The 24634-nt window shown below is 56.2% G+C and carries 20 protein-coding genes; 15 read left to right on the plus strand and 5 right to left on the minus strand.

All coding sequences use genetic code 11. The annotated features are described in order from the left end of the window. Window position 1: 1 nt before the first annotated feature. Genes NTD86_RS09985 through NTD86_RS10020 form a run of 8 tightly spaced genes read left to right on the plus strand, consistent with a single transcriptional unit; the run spans window position 2 to window position 7908 of the window. The gene (locus NTD86_RS09985; protein ID WP_071483328.1) at window positions 2-430 is read left to right on the plus strand and encodes an acyl-CoA thioesterase; all 429 of its coding nucleotides are present in this window, start codon (window positions 2-4) and stop codon (window positions 428-430) included. Next, entirely contained in the window at window positions 423-1229 is an 807-nt protein-coding gene (locus NTD86_RS09990; protein WP_071483327.1) for a hypothetical protein, read from the plus strand. The genes NTD86_RS09985 and NTD86_RS09990 overlap by 8 nt, the downstream gene beginning before the upstream one ends. Before the next feature lie 32 nt (window positions 1230-1261). Continuing rightward, window positions 1262-3130, plus strand: a complete 1869-nt coding sequence (locus NTD86_RS09995) for an acyl-CoA dehydrogenase (protein WP_071483326.1) — start codon at window positions 1262-1264, stop codon at window positions 3128-3130. Window positions 3131-3139: 9 nt separating this feature from the next. Further along, window positions 3140-4441 (plus strand): hypothetical protein, encoded by a 1302-nt coding sequence (locus tag NTD86_RS10000; RefSeq protein WP_262202043.1) that lies wholly within the window; start codon window positions 3140-3142, stop codon window positions 4439-4441. Window positions 4442-4450: 9 nt separating this feature from the next. Next, on the plus strand, window positions 4451-4723 hold the full coding sequence (locus tag NTD86_RS10005) for a phosphopantetheine-binding protein (RefSeq protein WP_083374522.1): 273 nt from the start codon (window positions 4451-4453) through the stop codon (window positions 4721-4723). A 24-nt stretch (window positions 4724-4747) separates the two neighbouring features. Then, entirely contained in the window at window positions 4748-5647 is a 900-nt protein-coding gene (locus NTD86_RS10010; protein WP_071483323.1) for an ABC transporter ATP-binding protein, read from the plus strand. Then, on the plus strand, window positions 5644-6390 hold the full coding sequence (locus tag NTD86_RS10015; RefSeq protein WP_262202044.1) for an ABC transporter permease: 747 nt from the start codon (window positions 5644-5646) through the stop codon (window positions 6388-6390). The genes NTD86_RS10010 and NTD86_RS10015 overlap by 4 nt, the downstream gene beginning before the upstream one ends. A 6-nt stretch (window positions 6391-6396) precedes the next feature. Next, window positions 6397-7908, plus strand: a complete 1512-nt coding sequence (locus NTD86_RS10020; RefSeq protein ID WP_071483321.1) for a class I adenylate-forming enzyme family protein — start codon at window positions 6397-6399, stop codon at window positions 7906-7908. Between the two features lie 722 nt (window positions 7909-8630). Here the strand turns inward: NTD86_RS10020 and NTD86_RS10025 are convergent. After that, window positions 8631-9545 (minus strand): LysR family transcriptional regulator, encoded by a 915-nt coding sequence (locus NTD86_RS10025; protein WP_262202045.1) that lies wholly within the window; start codon window positions 9543-9545, stop codon window positions 8631-8633. A 287-nt stretch (window positions 9546-9832) separates the two neighbouring features. On the opposite strand from NTD86_RS10025, the gene NTD86_RS10030 reads away from it, so the two are divergent. The 6 genes from NTD86_RS10030 (at window position 9833) to NTD86_RS10055 (ending at window position 18388) form a co-directional block, all read left to right on the plus strand. After that, window positions 9833-10849, plus strand: coding sequence for a zinc-dependent alcohol dehydrogenase family protein (locus NTD86_RS10030; protein ID WP_262202047.1), 1017 nt, complete (start codon window positions 9833-9835; stop codon window positions 10847-10849). A 352-nt stretch (window positions 10850-11201) separates the two neighbouring features. Further along, window positions 11202-12644: a hypothetical protein gene (locus NTD86_RS10035; RefSeq protein WP_262202048.1), complete on the plus strand. Its 1443-nt coding sequence runs from the start codon at window positions 11202-11204 to the stop codon at window positions 12642-12644. A 167-nt stretch (window positions 12645-12811) separates the two neighbouring features. Then, window positions 12812-14461 (plus strand): VRR-NUC domain-containing protein, encoded by a 1650-nt coding sequence (locus tag NTD86_RS10040; protein WP_262202050.1) that lies wholly within the window; start codon window positions 12812-12814, stop codon window positions 14459-14461. Next, window positions 14458-16710: an ATP-dependent DNA helicase gene (locus tag NTD86_RS10045; protein ID WP_262202051.1), complete on the plus strand. Its 2253-nt coding sequence runs from the start codon at window positions 14458-14460 to the stop codon at window positions 16708-16710. Before NTD86_RS10040 ends, NTD86_RS10045 begins: the two co-directional genes overlap by 4 nt. A 60-nt stretch (window positions 16711-16770) precedes the next feature. Continuing rightward, window positions 16771-17160: a RidA family protein gene (locus tag NTD86_RS10050; protein ID WP_262202052.1), complete on the plus strand. Its 390-nt coding sequence runs from the start codon at window positions 16771-16773 to the stop codon at window positions 17158-17160. A gap of 16 nt (window positions 17161-17176) precedes the next feature. Then, window positions 17177-18388, plus strand: a complete 1212-nt coding sequence (locus NTD86_RS10055) for an amino acid deaminase (protein ID WP_262202053.1) — start codon at window positions 17177-17179, stop codon at window positions 18386-18388. Between the two features lie 112 nt (window positions 18389-18500). Here NTD86_RS10055 and NTD86_RS10060 read toward each other — a convergent pair whose 3' ends face one another. Further along, window positions 18501-18776: a peptidylprolyl isomerase gene (locus NTD86_RS10060; RefSeq protein WP_047274612.1), complete on the minus strand. Its 276-nt coding sequence runs from the start codon at window positions 18774-18776 to the stop codon at window positions 18501-18503. 45 nt (window positions 18777-18821) lie between these two features. Then, entirely contained in the window at window positions 18822-20555 is a 1734-nt protein-coding gene (locus NTD86_RS10065; protein ID WP_410016970.1) for an ATP-binding protein, read from the minus strand. Between the two features lie 241 nt (window positions 20556-20796). On the opposite strand from NTD86_RS10065, the gene NTD86_RS10070 reads away from it, so the two are divergent. Next, entirely contained in the window at window positions 20797-22098 is a 1302-nt protein-coding gene (locus NTD86_RS10070; protein ID WP_262202054.1) for an OprD family porin, read from the plus strand. Window positions 22099-22164: 66 nt separating this feature from the next. Here NTD86_RS10070 and NTD86_RS10075 read toward each other — a convergent pair whose 3' ends face one another. Together NTD86_RS10075 and xylB are read right to left on the minus strand one after the other, a co-directional pair. Next, a complete protein-coding gene (locus NTD86_RS10075) occupies window positions 22165-23103 on the minus strand; it encodes a carbohydrate kinase family protein (protein WP_262202055.1) in 939 nt (312 codons plus the stop codon). Window positions 23104-23108: 5 nt separating this feature from the next. After that, window positions 23109-24596: a xylulokinase gene (xylB, locus tag NTD86_RS10080; RefSeq protein WP_262202056.1), complete on the minus strand. Its 1488-nt coding sequence runs from the start codon at window positions 24594-24596 to the stop codon at window positions 23109-23111. Window positions 24597-24634 lie beyond the last annotated feature (38 nt).

A 24634-nucleotide genomic window follows, 5' to 3' on the forward strand; every position in this document is an offset into this window, starting at 1 on the left:
CATGGTCCCGTATGTCGTAGCCTTTGCAGATACCGACGCCGGTGGCGTCATGCATCACGCACGCTATATCGAGCTTGCCGAGTACGGCTATCACGCCTGGTTTCGTGAGCGGAGCATGGCGTTGAGCCGTATCGGCTCTGAGCACGGGTTCTCTATGGTGGTCAGGCGTTTGACCGCCAAGTACTTGGCCCCGATCTTCCTCGAGGATGAAGTCTGCATTCACACGCGCTTGAGCAGCATTGATCGTACCGGGCTGAACTGGGAGACGGACATCACCAAGGCCGGGAAGCGGTGCTTGCAACTGAGTACGCGCATGGTCTGCCTGGAACGTGGCTCGCGGACCATTCTTCCTGTGCCCGCCAGCATAATTGCGCTGCTTGCACCGCAAGGGCAGGGCAGACGGCATGAGCAGGAGCGCGAACATGTATAGGGTCAGCCTGACCGATATGGTCTATTCGCCAGTCGAATCGAATGCAGCTACCGCGGACATCGCACGCAGCGCCCGTGAAATCACTGAGGTCTTACAGCGACATGTTGCGACGATCGGCCAGGAGCGTTATTCATCGGTGGCTCACCATTACCTGTGCAGCACGATGATGGATTCGATCTTTAGCGCAGCCGCGGTTGAAGCGTCATCTCTGCTTGGACCCGAACATCAAGTTCCGACAAGTTTTACCCACGCCTACGAGTGTGCCTGCTGGGGCTATTGCCTGCGCCACCACTTGAAAAACAAGGGCGGTCCCAATTCATTTGCTATCTCTATTCTGGACGTGAATTCGATGGAAATGACCACGTGGAAAAGTAATCCGGCGTGGGGGAAGTCCGGGTTTGGCATCACGACCCTGTTCTTTTCTCTCATGGAAGATGAGCAGTCGGCATCGCCTGTCATGACCGGTGCCGCAGCCGGCGGCAACAATATTATCGCCTTCGCCAGTGTGGCTAAACAGGCGGCCCGGCAATTCCAGTCCGAGCTCCTGTCGCTGCCGTTCTTCCCAGACAATATGTCAGTCCCGCTGCGGCGTTCGCTGAAAGAGTTCAGCTTGCTGGGCGACTGCCACGCAACTTACGGGCACGCCTTCGGCAGTGATCCCTGGATTGCGGTGTTGCATGAGCATGCCCGGCTGACGCTTGCCGGGCGCAGGGTTGTGCTGGGGTCTCTGGCATTACGTGGTTACTACTGCTTCGCCAATATCCATATTGCGCCGTCTTTCAACGTCCGCCATTTCTAAGCCTCAGCGAGACTCTAACATCCATGAATGACATGTCGTGTCTTTCCGCGCACCGGTCCTCGTTCAAGCTTGACGAGCGTGATATCCATTTTCAATTGTTTGAGGTGCTGCGTATTCAAGAGAACGTGCTGCAATCGAAGGCGTTTGCGCACGTCGACCGGGTTGTGTGCGAGCAAGTGATCGATGCAGCGACGAAGTTCGCACGTGACTATTTGGGACGCAGCTATCAATTGGCCGACAAAGAAGGCTGCACGCGAGTCTCCGCTGTGCAGGTGTCTGCGCCACCGGTGTACAAAAAGGTCTGGGAGGCCTACACGCACGCTGGCCTGTGTGCTCTCTCCGCGCCGCCCGAATTGGGCGGCACCGGCACCCCTTACGTTCTCAATCAGGCGGTATACGGCATTCTGTATGGGGCTGACCCCGCATTCTGCGTCTATCCGGGATTCAACGTCGGCGCCATCTATCTTCTGCTCAAGCACGGTACGGACTTGCAGCAGCACCAATTTTGCCAGGCGTTGGCGACGCCGACCATGACCGCCTCAATGGTGATGACCGAGCCCGATGCAGGTTCCGATGTGGGCGCGATCCGCACCCGAGCAATCCCTATGGAAAACGGCTTGTACCGTATAGAGGGAGGCAAAGTCTTTATATCTTCGGGCATGCATGACCTGACCGACAATATTGTCTACTTCGTACTCGCCCGTGTAGAGGGCGCGGTTGCCGGCACTCGGGGTTTGAGCTGCTTCGTTGTGACCCGTTATCGGCTCAATGAGGACGGTACGCCAGGTGAGTACAACCATGTTGCCTGCGATGCGGTTGAAGGCAAGATGGGCCTGAAGGGGAACGCGACGGTCCAGCTTTCCTTCGGTGCCGAGGGGCATTGCTACGGCACTTTGCTGGGGCAGAGTGAAGGTATGGGCCTGTCACAGTTGATGTTGCTGATGAACCTGGCTCGGGTGGCCACCGGCACTTATGCAATGGGTATTGCGTCTTCAGCGTATTACAACGCCGTCGAGTACGCCCGTGAGCGTATACAAGGTAGCAGCGTACGTGCCGTGATGGCCGTCCCTTCCAACCGTTTGCCGATCATTGAGCACATGGATGTGCGGCGAATGCTGATGGATATGAAGGCCAGGGTGGAGGGGATGCGCGCTTTGGTCTTGAAAGCAGCTCACTATTCCTCGCTGGCGGCAGCCATGCGTGACGCTGAAGGCGAGAGCAAGGTGTTGCGAAAACGCTATGAAGCCTTGGCGGACCTGCTGACTCCGGTGGTTAAGGCATGGTGCTCGGACCAAGCCTGGCGCGTGTGTGAAACCGCTATCCAGGTCCACGGCGGCTACGGTTATACCAGTGCCTTTCCCGTCGAGCAGTACTGCCGAGACGTCAAGATCATGAGCATCTGGGAGGGCACCAATTACGTTCAATCGGCCGATTTAATTCGCTCCAAGCTCGCTATGGGCAAGGCCTCCAAGGCCTTCAACGGGTTGCGGGACGAGATCCGAATGGTTCTAGACCGCCGTGACAGTTACCCGCACTTCAATGACCAATTCGATGCGCTTGAGCGAGCACTGACGGTGGTCGCTAATACACTGGCAACATTCGGAGCCTGGCTTTCGGCGGGGCACATTGAGCAGATCTACCTGATGGCGACTCGGTTCATGGGCGCTTTTGGTGACATGCTGGTCGGTTGGCTATTGCTCGAAAATGCGCTCGCGGCACAGGCCGGGCTGGATGATTCGCCGAGTGCAACCGACGCGGATTTCTACCAGGGCAAACTGTACGCCATGCGGTTCTTTTTCCGTTATGAAATCGCAATCCTGGACGCGAAGTTGAACGCCATCTCTTTGGTGGACGACGACTTTACGCAGATCCAGTCGGCTCACTTCCCCGTGGGCCGATAGGTGAGCGAGATGTCAAAGCATGGGTTGGTTGCACTGTGTTATCTGATGACTGTCGCGGGCAATGCAGGCGCCGCTGTCTCAGGTAAGGAAAGGGGAGAAGTCGAAGCCCCATTGGTGCAGAGCGCGGCTTCAGGTCTAGCGTTGGTTGATCCGTTTGCGGCGAATGAGACTTCCGGTTTGCCGGCGGTTGAAAGCACGTCCTTCTCTGCATGGTCGGGCACCTTGGACGCGCTCTACCAAGGGACATACCTGCCAGGAGTCGGCGGTGACGCGGGGGGGCATCGTTCCAGGCAGGATGCGTTTCTGGATGGGGCCGCCACTTGGAAACCGAACAGCACCGCGTTGGTGGCCGGGCGATTGGTTGGCAACTATGAGGAACGTGAGTCGGCCCAAAATGACGAGTACCAGAACCGATTAACCGCGCTGGAATACTACTACCAGCAGCGAACCGACAATGGGGATCAGGCGCTCACCGTGGGACGCCGTGTGCTTGGCTGGAGTTCAGGTTTTCAGTGGCGCCCGGCGGACTTGATTGATAACGGGTTCTCGACAAAGAACATTGATCAAAAAAACCCCTATCGTTATCGCGGCGTTGATCAGTTGCGATACGACTTGATCGGCAGTTCTGCAGATCTGTCGATGCTGGTGTCGTCCCAAGACAACCACTTTTACGATGGCAATCAATTCGCTTTGCGCGCCAGTGTCCGCGGTTGGATAGGCGCATCCTTGCTTTATAGCCACAACGGTGATTATTCCAGCAAAAAGGGCCTGGTAATGGACGGGAATTTACCAGGCGCTATAACTTTTTCACTGGAAGCTGTTCATGTTGATGTGGATCGTCGGCGCATGCTGGCTCCTTGGCGGCGTGGAATCCGGTTGGAAAGTCTCAGCGGTGTCGATAATTACGAAGACGTTTACCTCAGCTTGACCCATTTCATTGATGAGAAAAGAAGAGTTAGCCTGGAGTACTTTCATAATGGCCGAGGCTTTCAACAAACGGCTCCGCAAAAAGGTGGCGCATCAATCGTAGGGAATAATAGTTTATTTGAACAGGAGTACTTGAGAAGGAATTATGTCTACCCATCTTATACCGGGTACATCGATGAGTGGGCGCTGCAATGGAAGCCCAGCGTTATGTTTAACCTTGATGACAACAGTTACATGACTTCGTTTTCTCTGATGCGAGAAATAGGCGGCGCGTCGGAAGTTTCATTAAATTTTAATACATTCCATGGCACAACAGGTACTGAGTTCGGCTCGGTATCCAAGGGTGTTGGGGTGGGCCTTTCTTACACCAACCATGTTTTCTAAGGACGCATCATGACAAACGGAAATGAAACAATGATTGAATTCCCAGAGCTGCTGGAGCAACTGCAACACATTACCGCCGAGGCGGTAAAGACTGAAACGGTGGACGCGACCGTTCCGCTGTCAGAGATAGGCATTGATTCTCTCAATATCGTCGAGGTCATTATCGGCTGCGAGGAAATCTACAGCGATTTTCAGATCGACCCTTCTCGTCTGGAGTTTGACGAGATGACCTCACTCTTGGACATTCATAACCAAATGATTGCCTTCGAGATGGTTGTTTGAGTCCCCACTGAAGGAGCGCATTCGGTGAATGTCATTCGCGTAAATGGATTGGTAAAGAGATATCGTGATGTGCACGCACTCAAAGGTATTTCTCTCACGGTTGAACGAGGCGAGGTTTTCGCGCTGCTGGGCCCCAACGGTTCAGGCAAGACGACCGCTCTCGAAATCTTGATGGGCCTGCGCTCTATAGATGAGGGGACCGTTGAGTATGTCGACAAGGGCGGGGAGGTGTCCGAAATGCCGCGAATCGGACCGGTATTTCAGAGCCAGATGTACTACGACCGGCTGACGGTCAGAGAACTGATAAAGTATTACAGCAACTTTTACCGTTCGCCCTCAACTGCCATTCCGCGCTATTTAGAGATGATGAATCTCAAGGACAAGCTCGGCAGCACCTTCAGGCATCTTTCGGGGGGGCAGAAACAACAGCTGGCAATTGTTTTGGCACTGGTTAATGATCCTGAAATTTTATTCTTCGATGAGCCGACCACGGCGCTTGACCCACAAGTAAGGCTCAAAATTTGGGAGCTTATTCGTGTTCTAAAAGAAGAGGGGAAGACTATTATTTTCACGTCGCATTACATCGAGGAAGCGGAAGCGCTGGCGGACCGGGTATCCATATTGAGTAAAGGCGAATTGGTGGTGACTGATACACCTCAAAATATAATTCGCCGGTATAATAATCGGTGCAATGTCGAGTTGTGCTTCAAGGGTGATGTGGCGATACCTGCGATAGAAGCCTATGGTTTTGCGAACGTACAGTTAATTAACGGCGTCTGTTCATTCAATGTGCAAGCTATCGATGCTGACGTGATGCGCAAGCTCAGCGATCTTTGCGATCTTTACCCTTTGTCGAGGATCGAAATCGGAAAAGAGTCTCTGCAAAGTGTATTTGTAAAAATAACCGAGGAGGCGGTGTCGTGAGATTATTCATAAGCTTTTTCGTTGCTCAGTGCGTACTGGCCTCACGCAGCAGGATCGCTTTATTCTGGTCGTTCGTCTACCCGGTGGCAATGCTGTTATTGATGCTTTCAGTATTCGGTGGTAGCGGGAAGTCGGACGCCACAGGTAGCGATCCCAGGCTGATAACGGTCACGGGCGTCTATGTGCTGACGATGATGTCCGGTGGTATTTTCGCGTTGGCTACTGTGCTGTCGGCAGACCTGCATTCGGGCATATACAAGCGACTCAAACTGACTGACCTGCAACCAGCGCAGGTGTTGGCTGCACTGATCCTGCGTCAGTTGGTGACTGTCATCCTGGGCATGGCGTTGGTGTATGCAGGCTCAACGTTATTGTTCTCGGTTACGCCCCATGGCAACTTCTTCGCTATCGCTTTCCTCACAGTGGTCGCCACTGTGTTGTTCTGCTCCATTGGTTTGATTATCGCCAACCTGTGCGCTCACCCACCCACGGCTACAGCGACCGCCAACGCGATCTTTCTGGTCATGCTTTTTCTCAGTGGTTCCACATTTCCAAAAGCCTTTTTCCCTGGTTGGCTCATCAATGCCGCGCAAGTCTTGCCCGCGAGCCACCTTTTTGATCTGTTGGAAGCTCAGCTCTATTACAACGAGGGGCTGACCAGCAATATGCCCAGCCTTGTTGTCCTGTTGGCGATGTGCTTGGTGCTTTTCGTCATTGCCGTCAAAACGTTTAAATGGAAGTGACCGTTAATGGATAGCATTTTTACGTTGAAAGACTTGGTGGCTGGCCTTATCCAGGGGACTTGGAGCGGGCAGATCAGTACTGATCAAGAAAACGGTGATTGCCTACATCCCTGCTTGGAGGCAATGGTGCAGAACTGTGCTGCGATCCGTCACCAAAGTAGGGTTGTGGTTCGAGTCTCGAACAGCCTGGAGACGGTCGCTGCGTTGCTGGCTGTCTGGTACCACGGTGGGGTCGTAGTTCCAGTGAAGAGTGATGTAGCCCCTTCAGCGTTGCAGGGGATTGCTGATGACTGTGTAGCTGACTATGTGCTTAACCCGGCCACAGGAGAGCTGAGATTGCAACGACCGGACAGTGCACAGTTGATGCCGTCTCCCTTTCGCTACCTGACTGCTCCTGGCCTCACCGGAGTAGACTTGGCGCTGATCATTTACACCTCGGGCAGTACCGGTAAGCCAAAGGGAATTATGCTTACCCACGCAAACGTGATTTCTTCGATACGCTCGATCCTGGCCTATTTAAAGATAGGTAGGAGCGACACGGTTTTGTTGATTTCGCCGCTTTCCTTCGACTATGGCCTTTACCAACTGCTTTTCTGCCTGGCCACTGAGTGTCGATTGGTAATGTGCTCACGCGGTATTAACCCTCTTTCATTGTTGAAGCTGGTTGAGGAACGGCAGGTCACAGTGCTTCCACTCATTCCTGCACTCGCTACCGCGCTTCACAAGTACCTGGACAAATTTGGTATCGAAGTCCGAGGCGTGCGTTTGATCACCAGTACTGGAGGGGTGTTGCCTGTACCCACGGCACTTGGCCTCGATCGGCGCTTTCCGGATGCACAGGTTGTCAAGATGTATGGCCTGACTGAATCCAAGCGTGTGTCGTACCTGCCCGCTGAGCAGCTTGCGCAATCTCCCGATTCGGTAGGCATACCGATGCCGGGGCTGGATGCCAAAGTTTTTCACGAGGTAAGGGAACATGATGATACTACGTACCTGCAAGAGGTGCCTCGAGGTGTAGTTGGCACCTTGTTTGTCCGCGGGGTCTCTGTATTCCAACGATATTTCAATCAAGACAACGATGGAGGTGCACGCCTGCACAATGGCCTGTACCGCGATGATAATTGGCTGGCGACGGGAGATCTGTTCATTCAGGACGAAGAGGGGTTACTGCATTTTAAAGGGCGAAGCAAAGACCTTATCAAACAGCGCGGTTTTTGCCTCTACCCACGTGACTTGGAAGCTATTGTCTACCGCCATCCATTAGTGGAGCTTTGTACCGTAGTCGGTATTACAGACGATGAAGGAAACGAGGTCGCGAAGCTGTTTGTGTCTTTAACGGAAAAAGGCAGAGATACCGAATGCGTTTTGAAGGCGTGGCTGAAGCAAGAGGTCGACCCTGACTACATGTTCGGCCAAATCCAGTTCCTCGACAGCCTTCCATTGTCGGCAAATGGAAAAGTCGATTTGGCGCAGTTGGTTCGGTCAGTTCGACGGACTGACGACGAAGTAAAGACATAAGATGATTGTCAGGTAACGCTTAGCAATAATAGGTGAGCCGCCCTATATCAATGCAAACCACGCGCGAGCCTGATGGCTTGAATCATCAGGCCGTGCGGCGGCTGAGCCAATCGAATAATTTACGATAAAGTCCACGAGCTAAGCCAGGTGCGTGGATATAGCCGAAGGCGATACTAAGCTGCTGGTTAGCGATCTATTCATCGTTGCGATCCACTGATTCACCTGATTTGTTTACGAAAAACCACCCAAGTCCTTAACGGCTTCCTCGGCCAAGAGTCCGACAACAACAGTAATGCCCGCATCTCGCAGCATTTTCTTGTTCGATAAAAATATCATAAGTTTCGAACAAAGGTTTGGGGGTGCGAGCCATGTGATGCCAGCCATTCTAATGATAAGTTAAAGACTTGTAGCTATGACAGTAGTCGGAAGTTGGCAGCTTATCCGCGAGGATAGCTTCAAGCGACCATTTTAGCGACAAGGCCTCCAGCGCTAGTCGGCCATCAAACGAGGTAGCTGTATAGCGCTCTACGGCGGCTGGGAGCAACCGCGAGTGATATTTCGCGAAGGGGTGTGTTGGACCTTGAACTGGGGGCATCTGTTTCAACGTTCCCAATACATGCCCTCAGATATGCCCCCAAGTATTTCATCCTCTGGAAGTGTGTAGACCTCCATGGCCTATGAAAAACCAGAAATGATCAAATTAACACCCTGCCCGACAACGCCTAAAGACTCTCAGGGTCGCCAAAAAACATCTGAATCCTCGACCGCAACCAGCGTTCACCCGGGTCGTTGTCCTGCGCTCCGCGCCAGGCCATGTGCAGTTCATAGCTTTGCAACTCAAGCGGCGGGTCTTCGGCGCGCACGCCGCCCGCTGCTGTGAGAGCTTCGGCGGTGTAGTCAGGGACCATGGCGACGATATCGGTACCGGCCAGTAGTGTGCTCAGCCCATTGAACTGCGGCACCGCGAGTACGACGTGGCGCTTGCGTCCGGTTTTTTCCAGCTCGGTATCGATGTAGCCGCTCAAGTCTCCGGCAAAGGACACAAGGGCATGCGGTCTTGCGCAGAAATCGTCCAGGCTCAGTGCGCCCGGCATGGTGTCAGCGCGCAGCAATTTGTATTGCGTGCGGCGTAGCACTTTGCGCTTGGCGTTGGCTGGCAGGTCAGTGGTGTAGCTGACGCCCACTGATATTTCTCCAGAGGCGAGCAGGGGCGGCATCAGCAGGTAGTTGACCCGACGCACTACCAGCACAATCCCTGGTGCTTCAGCCCGCAGGCGTTTGAGCAGCAGCGGCAGCAGGGCAAACTCAACGTCGTCTGACAAGCCAATGCGAAATACCGAGGTACTGGTGGCCGGGTCGAATTCGGAGGCGCGACTGACGGCCGTAGAGATGGAGTCGAGCGCCGGGGAGAGCAGGGCGAAGATCTCGATCGCCCGCGCAGTCGGTTCCATACTCCGCCCCGTGCGTACGAACAAAGGGTCGTCGAACAGATTACGCAGGCGTGAAAGGGCCGCACTGATTGCCGGCTGCCCCAGAAAAAGCTTCTCGGCGGCACGGGTCACACTGCGTTCATGCATCAAGGTTTCGAAGACGATCAGCAAGTTCAGATCGACGCGACGCAAGTCGTTACGGTTCATCTGGCAGGATTCACTGAAAGGTCAACGGGTAGTCAGGAACGGATCTTACTGGCAAAGTTGATAAATCGTCACTCAGTAGATTGCCATTCTGGGATAGAAGCCACCATTTTCGGGGCTTTCAGCCCTAAATTTCTTGCCGTCTAGGGGAACGTATCCGGCCTTTTCATGACTAAAAAAACGCGCCGGATCAATGTCAGGCATGTCGACTATTAATGCTGTCTGTTAGTCTTGCGCACAAAGCCCGGATAAAGTCCCGTGGTATTGCGATTAATAAGGCGAGGTTTGTGATGTCGCGCACGATCCGTTTTCACAAGTTTGGGGCAGCCGAGGTGCTCAAGTGCGAAGAGCACGAGGTCGCTGCGCCTGCTCCTGGCGAAGTGCAGGTGCGTGTCGAAGCGATTGCCATCAGTTGGTATGACGTGCTCTGGCGCCAGAATCTGGCCCCAACCCAGGCACGTTTGCCTGCGGGTATCGGCCATGAAATGGCAGGTATCGTAACTGCCGTAGGCGCTGGTGTTGATGACTTGTCGGTCGGCGACAAGGTGGCGAGTTTCCCGGCTCAGAGTGCCAACGATTACCCCACCTACGGTGAGCTGATCCTGATGCCGCGCTCAGCGCTCACCCGTTACCCGGACATTCTGACCCCGGTTCAGGCCTGCACCCATTACACCCCCTTGCTGATCGCCTACTTTGCCTACGTCGATCTGGCCAGGGTCAAGCCGGGACAGTCGGTGTTGATCACTGATGCCAGCCACTGTGCGGGGCCCTCTTTTGTGCAGTTGGGCAAGGCGCTGGGCGCCAAGGTCATTGCAGCAACCAAGGAGAGTGAAGAACGCAACTACCTGCTGGGTCTGGGCGCCGATCACGTGATCGTGACCGAGGAGCAGGACCTGCTGATGCAGATCAACAAGATCACCGACAATCGAGGCGTGGATGCTGTTTTCGATGGACTGGGTGGTCCGCAAATGTCGGTGTTGGGTGACGTGCTTGCACCACGCGGCAGCCTGGTGCTCTACGGCCTGCAAGGGGGGAATCAGACGCGATTGCCGGCCTGCGCGTGCTTCCAGAAGAACATTCAGTTCTTTGTGCATTGCATCGGTAACTTCACTGGCAAACCGGAGCTGGGCATTGACCAGGACGTTGAGGCCATTCAGCGCGCCCTGCGCGAAATCAACCAGTTGACTGCCGACAAGGTATTGCTGCCGCTGGAAGTGAAAGTTTTCCCGTTTGAAGATTGCGTCGAGGCGCATCGCTACATGGATGACTGCCCATGTCGTGGACGCGTGGCGCTGGAGCTGGCTTAGGGTCTGTTCTCGTATTGTCGGGCTGGCTAGAAAAACATTTCATACAGACCCAAATTTCCCCCTTGAAACGATGCCCTTGACCCATCCGGTCAAGGGCATCTTTGTTTATGCGTCATTAAACGCTTGGTCTGAGTAGGCTTATTGGCTGTCACTTGAAGTGTTTGCGGGAGTGATGATCGATTCATTCAAGTATTTCTATTTTATAAAAACATTCTTTTGTATGTGTTTTATATGTAGGTAAATTCCTATGCGTATGTGGGGCTCATCTGTTCTGTGGTGAGCCTATAAGGTAACGGTGTGCTTGTCGCAGAGGGCTGTCGATAATATGGCGGTCGAACTGGAGGAATAGCCCATGAGCAACTTTCATGAACAAGCCATGCGTTTTGTTTATCAACAAGTTCTACACCGGCTGTTGGGATTCTTTAATCGTCCCGAGCGCATCGCATTGCAGTTATTGGTCCAACGTATATTAGTCGCTGCAGGAGGGCTTGAGCGTATTGGACGTTATAGGGTGTTGGTGGTACATGAAGGCGGCAAAGAATGCGCTTACACCTTGGCATTTCTGCGTGCTGCACAATTGAGTATTGCCGGGCGAACGCCGGAGACATTTGTGTTGCGTATTGCTGTATTACGTCAACCGCGGGTCACGGCCAAGGTCATGGAGCGAATACAGACACAATGCAATGAACTGTTTGTGTATGACGATCCTCGGGTGGAGCTGCTATTGGTGGACGAAACACAAGTCAGGCGTCTGGACAAACATATACCGGTGGCTTTCGAGCCACTGCCATCAGTCATGGACCGCACTCAAATCCTGATGTCGGGGCATGTTTGTGGAGGGGTGCCACGGGCGACGTTCTTCTATGGCGACCTGCTGTCACGGGCCAAGCTCTATTGGCGGGCTTGTGAGTGGGGCGAACCGGTTGATGCCTTGATTGATCGACGTCCGAGCGAACATCTGGGGCGTTACAGCCAATGGATACATCAAGTGGCACTGCAGCAGGGGCATGGGTTCACGAAGCTGTATTCACAAGGTTTTGATAGTGCCGTCAAGTTATGTTCGAAGCTCGATGATGACTTCAAACAGTGGTTGAACTTACCCGTACCGTTGAAGCCCACGTGTTCCCGTAATGCCTGCAATGAGGTCAACGTGATCAATGTGTTTGATTGCCTTTCTTATGAAACGGATATCTTGAGCTCACAGGTGCTGATGTTTGTAGAGGGGAACTGGAACATAAAAGTATTGGATGTCGAAGAGCCGCAGGCTGCCGTCGTTTTATTGTCCGCTCATCTGCAAGGACTTCGCGGTGTCTGTGACATGGGCGTTGAATACCATATAGGGGTGCATGATTTTCTGCGTAAGGCCGCAACCGACAATCAGGCCAATGAGCGATATAAAGGGCAGTTGATCAAACAGTTGGTCAGCAATTTTAATACCCCAAAACGCATCGACAATTTGCGTCAGACAATCACTCTCTATCTGGCTGAGTTGCATGGAGTGACAGATGAACACCTGATGTGCTTTTTGTATTCACCTTTTACTGACCAGGCCAGCGGCCTTGAACGTTTTTTACAGCAGTGCTATCCCGAAAAACAGCCTGCCAAGCATGCGTTGCGACAGGCCCTGATGGGCACTGGCGCGGTTTCAGAGGGCGACGTCGAGTGGCTTGAGTCGGTGAGCGGGCTTCCATTGTCGTCACTACAAGTGCTGTTCAATATGCCTAAAGCAGACTTCAAGTCCGGTAAATCCTTGCTGGCCAAACTCTGGGTACATGACCCGATCAACCCTCCCTGAAACCGGTGCTAGCCTGAGCACGCTTGCTGGCGATCTTTGTATCGCTTGCGAGCTTGCTCTTGCAGGGACGCTGACAAACCACTCATCCAATAGGGTTTGCCAGGACAATAGGCAAACTGCTATCTGTATGCATAACCAGTAACCAACGCCAGTGGTTTGTTGTGCCCGTGATTTCAGATCCCCTGCAAGATCCGTTTTATTACCTCAAAAACTTCCAGCACGTACTCGATTGGGTTGCGGCCCGCTATGACGACGTTTTGAGCGTCGATGAGCAGCAGTTCATTGCCGATTTCCGTCTATTGCCTGCTGCCTCGCAAGCGCTGTGGGTTCGCATGGTCATGCGCAAGGGGGCACATTTTCGAGCCAGCAAGCTGAGTTATCCGGAGATCGGCGACATTCGGGCCGCTGCAGCAGCTCTGGTGACCAGTGGATGGGTGAATGATCAAGCGCCGCTGGCACTGGCCGAAGTGTTTGATGTGCTGACCAAGCCCGAAATACTGGAGCGCTTCAGAGCGCATATTGACCAGCCAAAAGGTAAAAAGACTGACTGGCTGGAACAATTGTCGGCCGAATTCGCGGATCAACAAAGCCTGGGCGCGTGGCATCCCGAGCTGGATGAGCACCTCTATACCCTTAATTACCGGGACGTCAGCGATCGTTTGCGGCTGATGTTCTTTGGCAATCTGAGCCAAGGCTGGCCAGATCTGGTGTTGGCTGATCTGGGGCTGTTGACCTACGAAACAGTGGCTTTCAGCCCAGAATCACGGGCCTTGCGCTGCCGGGAAGATATTGAAGGTTACTTGCACCTTTACGCTTGCCGCGAAGCCTTTGAAGCGGGAGGGGAGGTGCAGGCCATACAGGCCAGGGTGCTCGCCTACCATACGGATAACCGTTGGTTGCAACGCCGCCGTGCCCGTCTGCTGTTTCACATGGGGCAATACTACGAGCGGGCTGGTGAACTGGCCCAGGCTCTGGAGGTGTATCGCCATAGCCAGCACCCCGAGGCGCGTCTGCGCATGATCCGGGTGCATGAATTACTGGGCGAGTTTGCCCAGGCTATGGCGTTGGCCGAGCCTTCGCCTGAAGCCCCATTCACTGATGCCGAGCAACAGCAATTGCTGCGCATGCTCCCGCGGCTGCGCCGCAAGCTGGGGCTGGCGGCCCTTGAACGTCCCAAGGCGTTGCCAACCGAGCGGCTGGACCTGAGCCTTGAGCGCGATGAAGCGCTGTCGGTAGAGTTCAAGGTAGCGAGCCATCTGCAAGCGCCTGAAGCGCCGGTGTATTACGTTGAAAACACCCTGATCAATGGTCTGTTTGGCCTGCTCTGCTGGCCAGCCATTTTTGCACCGCTACCGGGGGCGTTTTTCCACCCTTACCAGAGCGGCCCGGCCGATCTGCTGGAGCAGGACTTCTTCGCCCGGCGTGCCGACGTGTTCGAGGCCTGTTTCGCCCAACTCGACAGCGGCGATTACCAGAACACGATTCGCGCGACCTACACGGCCAAATTCGGCGTGCAGTCACCTTTTGTGGCCTGGGATTATGTGAGCCAAACCCTGCTGGAGGATGCCTTGCTGTGCTTGCCGCCTGAGCACTTGAAAGTGTGGTTCCGGCGCTTGTTGCAAGACATCAAGACCAACCGGGCCGGCATGCCCGACCTGATTCAGTTTTGGCCGGCGCAAAGGGCTTACCGCATGATCGAAGTCAAAGGCCCAGGCGACCGTCTGCAAGACAACCAACTGCGCTGGCTCGCACTGTGTGAGCAACATCAAATGCCGGTCACCGTGTGTTACGTGCAATGGCAGGAACACGTCGCTTGAGTTATCGCGTAGCCGTGCGCGCCTTGTGTGAGTTCACCGCCAAGGTCGGTGATCTGGACTTGCGCTTTACCCCGTCGCCCACGGCCCAGCAGGGTATTGCCGGGCATCGGACGGTGGCCTCCCGGCGCAGTGCCGGGTATCAGGCTGAAGTGAGTCTTGAAGGCCAGTACCAGGGCTTGACGGTACGCGGGCGTGCAGATGGTTATGACCCGCAGGAAAACGTGCTCGAGGAAGTGAAAACCTTTCGTGGCGACTTTGCCTCGATCCCGGCCAATCATCGCCAATTGCACTGGGCTCAGGCCCGGGTCTATGGCTGGTTGCTGTGCCAGAGCCTGCAACTGCCCAAGGTCAATCTGGCGCTGGTGTATTTCGACATCGTGAGTGAGAAGGAGACCCGTATCGAAGAAACCTGGAGCGCCGCCGACCTGGAGTCTTTCTTCGTTCAGCAATGCTCGTTGTTTTTAAAATGGGCCGAGCAAGAGGTTGACCATCGCCAGTCTCGTGATGCGGCGGCGCAGCAGTTGGTGTTCCCGCATGCACAGTTTCGCACCGGGCAACGCAGCTTGGCCGAGGCGGTGTACAAGACCGCCAGCGGAGGCCGCTGTCTGATGGCCCAGGCGCCGACCGGCATCGGCAAAACCATTGGCACCTTGTTTCCCTTGATCAAGGCCATGCCCAGGCAGCAACTGGATACCTTGCTGTTTCTGACCGCCAAGACCCCGGGCCGCAAATTGGCGCTGGATGCCGCGCAGGTGTTGTTTGCAGGAGGTGCTGAAACACCCTTGCGGGTGCTGGAGTTGGTCGCGCGGGACAAGGCCTGCGAATACCCGGAAAACGCCTGCAATGGTGACGCCTGCCCACTTGCCAAGGGTTTCTATGATCGTTTGCCTACCGCGCGTCAGGCAGCGGTGGCCCACGCGCGACTGGACCAGCAGGCACTGCGCAGTATTGCCTTGCAACATCAAGTCTGCCCGTACTACCTGAGCCAGGAAATGGCCCGCTGGTCAGATCTGGTGATTGCCGACTACAACTATTACTTCGACTTCACGGCGCTGTTGTATGGTCTGGCTCAGGCCAACCAGTGGCGGGTTGCGACGCTGGTGGATGAGGCGCACAACCTGGTGGAACGGGCCAGGCAGATGTACAGCGCCAGCCTTGATCAGCACACACTCAATACCGTGCGCCAGAACGCTCCAGCGCCGCTGGACAAACCCTTCAAGCGCCTGAACCGCGAGTGGAACGCGCTGCACAAGGATCAGTCCGGGCCTTATCAGGTTCACCCGCAACTGCCCGCCAAGTGGCTCAACGCCTTGTCTGGGTGCGTGACTGCAATCGGTGACTACCTCAACGATCATCCTCAAGGGCTGAGCGGTCCTCTGCAGGCCTTTTATTTTGAGGCGCTACAGTTCAACCGGGTCGCAGAGCTGTTTGATGCGCACTTTTTGTTCGATGTCAGCGTGCGCGACGTTGGCAAGCGGCGTTTGTCGCAGCTCAACATTCGCAATATCGTACCGGCTGGGTTTATTGGCCCGCGGCTGGCCAGTGCGCACAGTAATGTCCTGTTCTCGGCTACGCTGAGCCCGCGTGGCTACTACGCCAACCTGCTGGGCTTGCCTGAGGATACGGTGTGGATCGACGTTGAATCGCCATTTAGCGCCGAGCAACTCTCAGTACAGGTGGTTAGCCAGATTTCCACCCGCTATGTACACCGCGAGGCCTCCCTGGCGCCGATTGTTAAGTTGATCGCTGACCAGTTCCAGCGGCGTCCCGGTAACTACCTGGCGTTTTTCAGCAGTTTTGACTACCTGCAACAAGTGGCGCAACGGCTGGCAGAGCGGCATCCGCAGGTACCACAGTGGCTGCAATCCCGGCGGATGGATGAAGCCGCGCGCCAGGCTTTTCTTGATCAGTTCACCTTGTCCAGTCAGGGGGTTGGCTTTGCCGTCCTGGGCGGAGCATTTGGCGAAGGTATCGACTTGCCGGGCACACGCTTGATCGGGGCATTTGTAGCCACGCTGGGCTTGGCGCAATTGAACCCGGTCAACGAGCAGATCAAACAGCGCATGGCCCGTTTGTTTGGGGCAGGGTATGACTACACCTACCTATATCCGGGGGTGCAAAAAGTGGTGCAAGCAGCAGGACGGGTGATCCGCACCCAAAGTGATCAGGGCACCTTGTTCTTGATCGACGATCGTTTTGCCGACCCCAAGGTGCAACAGTTATTGCCAACGTGGTGGCAATTGGGCTGATGGCCAGGCATGTGCCACACTGCCGGGAACAGCCCCTAATCAACCTACCGAGACCTGCTTATGAGCATCAAACGTTACGGTACTGGCGCAGTGGGCGCCGGTGGTCAACCCTTGCCCTTCGCCCGTGCTGTCGAGGCCGACGGCTGGCTGCACGTCTCAGGTCAGGTGGCCATGGAGAACGGCGAAATCATCCATGGCGGGATTGTCGAGCAAACCCATAAAACCATGCAGAACCTGATCGCGATTCTTGAAGAGGCCGGTTATGGCCTCGAAGATGTCGTGCGGGCCGGTGTGTGGCTGCAAGACCCGCGCGACTTCTGGAGTTTCAACAAGGTCTTTGCCTCGTACTTCAAAAGTGAGCATGCCCCGGCCCGTGCTTGTGTGCAGGCCATGATGATGGTCGATTGCAAAGTCGAGATCGACTGCATTGCCTACAAAGCCAAGGTCTGACAGACGAGGTCTTCCGATGCCATTGAACACTGCCCTAGTGCCCAAAGGGGCTGCCAGCGTCACCGATAATCTGCTGCGTGACGTCAGCTTGCCCGCCCTGGTGATCCACCGCTCAGCGCTGGACCATAACCTTCGCTGGATGCAGGATTTCGTGAGCCGCAGCGGCGCAGTCCTGGCCCCGCACGGCAAGACCAGCATGGCGGGGGCCCTGTTCCGTCGCCAGTTGGCGCAGGGCGCCTGGGGCATGACCTTGGGGACTGCCGTGCAGACCCGTGCTGCGTATGCAGCAGGCGTACGCCGGGTGCTGCTGGCCAACCAGTTGGTGGGCCGACCTAACATGGCGCTGATTGCCGAGCTGCAAAACGACCCGGCGTTCGAGTTCTATTGCATGGTGGATCACCCCGACAACGTCGCGGCGCTTGGCGCCTATTTTGCCGAGCGGGGTCAACGCCTCAACGTCATGATCGAATACGGCATCGTGGGCGGGCGTTGTGGTTGCCGTACCGAAGAAGAAGTGCTGGCACTGGCGGCGGCGATCAATGCCCAGCCAGCCCTCGCACTGACGGGGATCGAAGGCTACGAGGGAGTGATTCGTGGTGACCAGGCGATCAGCGAGATTCGTGCGTTCGCCGCGTCATTGGTAAGGCTGGCCTTGCAACTGCAAGCAGATGGCGCGTTTGCACTGGACACGCCGATCATCACCGCATCGGGCTCGGCCTGGTATGACTTGATCGCCGAAGCATTCGCCGCCGAGTCTGCCAGCGGACGCTTCCTCAGCGTTCTTCGCCCCGGCAGTTATGTGGTGCATGACCACGGCATCTACAAAGACGCGCAGTGCTGTGTGCTGGAGCGACGCGGCGATCTGCACGAAGGCTTGCGCCCGGCATTGGAGGTCTGGGCTCACGTGCAATCGCTGCCAGAGCCGGGCTTTGCCGTAGTGGCCTTGGGTAAACGCGACGTGGCCTACGATGCGGGCTTGCCGATGCCGTTGAAACGTTACCGCGAAGGCGTCGTACCTGCCGTGAGCGACGACATCAGCGACTGCCGAGTGACTGCCGTCATGGACCAGCACGCCTTCATGACTGTCGCGCCGGGCATTGAACTGAACATTGGCGACATTATCAGCTTTGGCACCTCACACCCGTGCCTGACCTTCGATAAATGGCGCCGTGGTTGCCTGGTGGACGAACAATTCAATGTGGTTGAAACCATCGACATCGAGTTCTGATCGCCCCTGTCAAACGCCGCATGATCAGCTTTCGCAGGCTGCGATCTATTGATCCTTCAAAGATCGCAGCCAAAGTGACTTAGCAGCATCTGGCCGCTTCGTGGGCAAGGGATCAGTCGCGGAAAAACACCTGCACCAGGTGGTACCCAAACTTGCTCTTCACCGGGCCATGCACCACCCGCAGTGGCTTTTTGAAAATGATCTGATCAATCACGCCCACCATTTGCCCCGGACGCACCTCTCCCAAATCCCCCCCGCGTTTGCCGGACGGGCACGTAGAGAACTTTTTGGCCAACACATCGAAGGCTTCGCCTTTGGCGATGCGCTGCTTGAGCGACTCGGCTTCTTCGGCGGTTTTCACCAGAATATGGCGAGCTTGAGCTTTCATAAGACCTATACCTTGCAACTGTGGAGCATTTTTCGAGGGCGCGGATTATGCCTGAGTTTTGTCCTGGTAGCGCGGCAAGTGCAAACGCACCCGGGTGCCGCTCCCACTTTCACTGATAATGCTCACATGCCCGCCGGACTGTTGCGCAAACCCGTAAATCATCGACAGCCCCAGCCCTGTACCTTGGCCCACCGGCTTGGTGGTGAAGAAGGGATCAAAGGCCTTGGACAGTATTTGCGGCGTCATGCCCGAGCCATTGTCGCTGACCTCAAACATCACATATTCGCCAGCCTTGATGGGTTCCAGGGTGCTGGTATGGCTATCGGTGAGGTAGGCATTGGCGGTTTTGACCACCAGTTCACCCCCGTCGGGCATGGCATCGCGGGCATTGATGATCAGGTTGAGCAGGGCGCTTTCCAGTTGCCCGCTGTCGGTATTGACCGCCCAGATGTCGTCGCCCAACTCGACACGCAAGTCGATGAGGGCGCCTTTGGTACTGCTGAACAGTGCTTGGAGCGAACTCACCAGTTGGTTGGGGTCCAGCGGCCTGCGGTCCAGTGACTGGCGGCGAGAAAAAGCCAGCAGACGATGGGTCAGCGCCGCCGCGCGTTGCGCCGAAGACACGGCGGCATCGGTGAACCGGCCCACTTCCGTGATGCGCCCCGCGGCTATGTAGCGCTTCATCAAGTCCAGGCTGCCGAGAATTCCGGTGAGCATATTGTTGAAGTCGTGGGCGATCCCGCCGGTCAACTGGCCGACGGCCTCCATTTTTTGTGCGTGGCGCAAGGCCTCTTCGGCGCGTTCCCGTTCTTGCATTTCGCGCTGCAGTTGCACGTTGGCCTCGGCCAAGGCCTGGGTGCGTTGAGCCACGCGTTCTTCAAGGGTTTCATTGAGATTGAGCAAAGCCTGTTCGGTTTTTTTGCGCTCGGTAATGTCCAGCGCCGCGCCCATAAAGCGCTGAACGCTGCCCGGACCACCCGAAAAACACCGACCCCGGGCGAAAATCCAGCGTACCTTGCCGTCCAGGTTCTGCAGACGGTATTCCTGGGCGTACTCGCCGTTGCTCAATACACAGTCTTTGATCGAGCGGGTCAGCAGCCCACGGTCTTCAGGGTGTACACCCTGCAAATAGGCAGTAATCGGCAGTTGCCCGGACAGTTGTGGTTCGATGCCGTGCATTTGTGCGAAACGGCTATCGGTCACGAACAGATCCTGATCGATATTCCAGTCCCAGGTGCCGACGCCATTGGTGGCGGTCAGTGCCAGTTGCAAACGTTCCTCGGTGTCATGCTGCGCCTTGCGACTGGCCAGCGAGCGTTGCCGCAGCTTGATTGCGGTGCGCCTGCGACGTGAAGTCTTTACCGCCGTCATCAGGATGCCCGCCACATTGGCCTGTTCGTCATGTATGGGGCTGAAAGTCAGATCCAACCACAGTTCGGTGGCGTGTTTGTGGTCCGGGTAGAGAAAGTACTGATCCAGATACGAACGACTTTGACCCGCCTGTACCGCGGCAATCACGGGGCGACTGAACTCCGCGTATTCAGGCCAGCTGAAATGCACTGGCTGGGCAAAACCGGCCGGGTGTTTGTTCCCCGCCAAGGCCGCAAAACTGTCGTTGTACAGTTGTGTCAACTCATCTCCCCACAGCAGCAACATCGGCATGGGGGAGTGCATGACCATTTGCGCACTGGTGCGCAGGCTGTGTGGCCAGTCAGTGACAGGGCCCAAAGGGCTGCGTGCCAACGCCGCGAGTTGGCGGTCTGAAAAAACGGCGCTCATGGAAAAGTCCCGAGTGTGAAACTGAAAGAGGTGTATTTAATGCTGGATAGCGGCTAAAGGCTATTAATGATCTTGAGAAGCCCGATCTTGAGCGTGCGACTAAGGTCGAATGAGTGTCCAGCATAGCCTTTCGTACAATTGCGCCCCTTTTTTAAACGCAATGGACTCGCTTCGGTATTCCACCGCAGGTGCGCCTTCCCTTGTTTTTGTTGTGCGAAAGATTCGCTGCTGGAGCTTGTACATGGTTCATCCTTTTTCATCGTTGAAACAAAACCGCATGGCGCGCATGAGTGCGCTGGCCGTTTGTGCCGGTTTTGCGGCTCAGGCCCAGGCCGGAGGTTTTTTTGAAGACAGCAGCGGCTCACTGGAGTCGCGCACGATGTACTTCAACCGTGACTTTCGCGATGGCAGCAGCTCAAGTCCGCAAGGCGCTTCCAAGCGTGACGAGACCGCGCAAGGCTTTATCCTCAACCTGCAATCGGGCTACACCGAAGGCACTGTTGGCTTTGGCCTCGATGCGCTGGGCATGCTCGGCATCAAACTGGACTCCAGCCCGGCCAACAGCAACAGCGGCCTGCTGCCTTCGACCGGCAGTGACCCGCGTCGTTCCAAAGATGAGTACGCCAAAGGTGGCCTGACCGCAAAAATGCGCATATCCCAGACCGTGCTCAAGTACGGCACCTTGCTGCCGGACCTGCCGTTGCTCAAGTACAACGATGGGCGTCTGCTGCCAAACATCTTCAACGGAGCGATGCTTGAATCCCGGGAAATCAAAGACCTCACGTTCATGGCTTCGCGTCTGGACCGGTATACCGCGCGGGATTCTACCGACTCCCAGCGTCTGCGCCTGAACTGCAAGAACAAGCGCTTTGCCTGCAACACCACCGCTGACCATTTCACGATGTATGGCCTGGATTACAAGGTTAACGAGCACCTGACAGCGCAGTATCACTACGCTGAGCTGGAAGACATTTACCGTCAGCACTTCATTGGGCTGTTGGCCAAGCAGCCAGTAGGGCCGGGCGTGTTGGGCGCGGATGTGCGTTTGCTGAAAAGCACTGACGCCGGCTCATCCAAAGCCGGGAACATCGACAACAGCGCCGTGGGTGCGATGTTGTCCTACGCGTTGGGCGGGCACAAATTGGCCGCTGGCTGGCAGACCTTGAACGGCAAAACATCCATGCCCTACCTGGATGGCACCAACCCGTATCTGGTCAACTACGTGCAGGTCAACGATTTTGCCAACGCCCAAGAGCGCTCGTGGCAACTGCGTTACGACTACGACTTCAAAGCCATGGGCATCGACGGCTTGTCGTTCATGACCCGCTACGTCAATGGCGACAACATCAAGGTGGTGGGCCGCAATGCAGAAGGCAAAGAGTGGGAGCGCGACAGCGAGCTGAAATACGTGGTGCAAAGCGGCACGTTCAAAAACGTCAGCGTGCGCCTGCGTAACGCGACCTATCGCACCAACTACTCCAAATTCGCCCGTGACGTTGATGAAACGCGGGTGATCGTCGGTTATCCCCTGTCAATCTGGTAACCACCAAGCTTGTTCGCGATCTCTCAAAGATCGCGAGCAAGCTCGCTCCCACAGGGAGGGGGCGGGTTAATTCAGTTGCTGCCTATACGGCAAATCCGGTCCGGTCTTGCTACAGGTTAGCGCTGCTGCGCGACAGGCAAAATCGAGCAGGGCGCCGATGTCCGCTTTGCTCAACTGCTGCAGACCCTCAATTGAATCCAGTTGCTGCTCGGTCAGCCAAGCGATGACCGCAGCCTGGAAGGTGTCACCGGCCCCCACGGTGTCGGCCACTTGCACCGGCTGCGCAGGCACTGAGTATTGCCCGTGTTCGCGACTGAATACACTCGCGCCCTGGGCACCCCGGGTCAAAAAGACCAACTGACAGCGCTGGCTCAACCAGGATTGCGCAATCTGTTGCGGGTCTTGTCCGGGATACAGCAGCTCAAGGTCTTCATCACTGACTTTGATCAGGTCTGCATAGGGAATCAGTTGATTGATTCGCTGACGCCACACCTCGATATTCGGTTCAGGATTGAGCCGCACATTCGGGTCGAGTGTGATCAGGCGTTTGCCGCTTTCACGTTGCACCAGGGTTAGCAACGTATCGGCAATTGGCTGTACCACCAACGAAAATGACCCCACGTGCAAACCGCGCACTTCAGGCCCCAGTGTCGGCAGGTGCTGCGCCCGTAACTGTCGGTCGGCACAACCTTCACCCCTGAAGCTGTAGTTGGGCACCCCGTTGGCATCCAGGGCGACCATGGCCAGCGTGGTGGGGGCATCGATCTCATGCCAATACTGCTCAGCCACGCCTTCGGCCTGCAGCACCTGTTTCAGGCGCTTGCCCAGATAGTCCGTCGAGAGCCCGGCAAACAGCCCGGCTTCGATGCCCAGTCGACGCAAGCCCACGGCCACGTTGAAAGGCGAGCCTGCGGCAATGGCACTAAAGCCGAGGGTGTTGGCGTGCTCGCTGTCGTCCGTCTGGGCGAAAAAATCAAATAACGCTTCACCGCATACCAGATACATAAATCTCACTCGGTTAAGGCGTCTACCTGTTCTCGGTAGCGCTGGTAGGCCTGTTCATAGGCGGCAACATGCGCTGCGTCGGGCTGTGCCTGGCTGCTCAAGTCGAGCCGTACACAGCGTTCACACAACGCCTCAAGGGTCTCGGTCGCGGGGTTTGCGCACCACGCAGCCTGAATCGCCGCCCCTAATGCGGCGGCTTCGCTTTGCTCGGTGCAGACCACCGGGGTGTTCATGATGTCGGCAACGATCTGGCGCCAGAGCGCGCTTTTCGAGCCGCCGCCCACCAGGCGAATGGCCTGGCTTTGCAAGCCGTTGCGGCGCAACAGATCAAGGCCATAACGCAGACCGAAGGTGGTGCCTTCGAGCGCAGCCCGGCACACGTTGGCCTGGGTCATGTTGGTCAGGGTCAGCCCTTGAAAACTGCCCGTGGCGTCGGGCAGGGCTGGTACGCGTTCACCGTTCAAAAACGGCAGCATGCTGACACCGTCGGCGCCGATGGGCGCCGTGCCGGCCAAGTGATTGAACGCCTCGAGGGACAGGCCCAGCAACTCGCGCACGGCACCGGTGGCGTTGGTCAGGTTGAGGGTGCAAATCAAGGGCAACCAACCGCCGCTTGAAGAGCAGAAACTGGCCACCGAGGCATCCGGGCTGACCTGCGGCTGCGCATTGAACGCATACACAGTGCCCGACGAACCAAGGCTCATGGTGATGATCCCCGGGGTGATGTTGCCTGTGCCGATGGCGCCCAGCATGTTGTCGCCGCCTCCGCAGGACACTACGGCATCGGGATTGATCCCCAGCAGTTGTGCCACATGCGGGCGCAATGTACCGACCGGCTGTTGGGGCTCGATCAGCTCGGGCAATGCGTGCTCCAGGCGCCCACTGGGATCGATATGGCTCAGGATGTCGAGGTCCCACTGGCGGGTGCGCACGTTGAAATACCCGGTGCCGGAGGCATCACCAAACTCACTGCAATAGCGGCCCGTCAGCCAGAAATTCAGATAGTCATGGGGCAACAGAATGTGCGCGGCCTGTTCCAGCACCTGTGGATGGTGGGTGCGGGTCCACAGCAGTTTGGACACGGTATAGCCCGGCGCAATCACTAACCCCAAGCGCTCCAACGAGCCTGAGTGGCCGCCCATCCAGTCGAGCAGTTGCTGGTTTTCGCCACTGGATTCGGTGTCGCACCACAGCTTGGCCGGGCGCAGGACGTTACCGTCAGCGTCCAGCAATACCAGCCCGTGCTGTTGCCCGCTGACACCGATGCCCTGAATCTGCTGGCCGCTGATGCCAGCGTTGTCCAAGGCCTGGCGGGTGGCGACGTGCAAGGCGTGCAGCCATTGTTCGGTGTCTTGCTCGCGGCGGCCGTGTTCGCCCTGAATCAAGGTATGGGGGGCGGCACCCAGCCCGAGCACCTGGCCGGTGAGGCTGTCGAGAATCAGGGCTTTGGTGCCTTGAGTGCCGCAATCAATGCCTAGGTATATATGGTCCATTTATAAGCAGCCTTAAATCAAAAGCCCCTCATCACGCC

This window comes from Pseudomonas sp. 7P_10.2_Bac1, from assembly GCF_025465935.1.
Lineage (GTDB): Bacteria > Pseudomonadota > Gammaproteobacteria > Pseudomonadales > Pseudomonadaceae > Aquipseudomonas.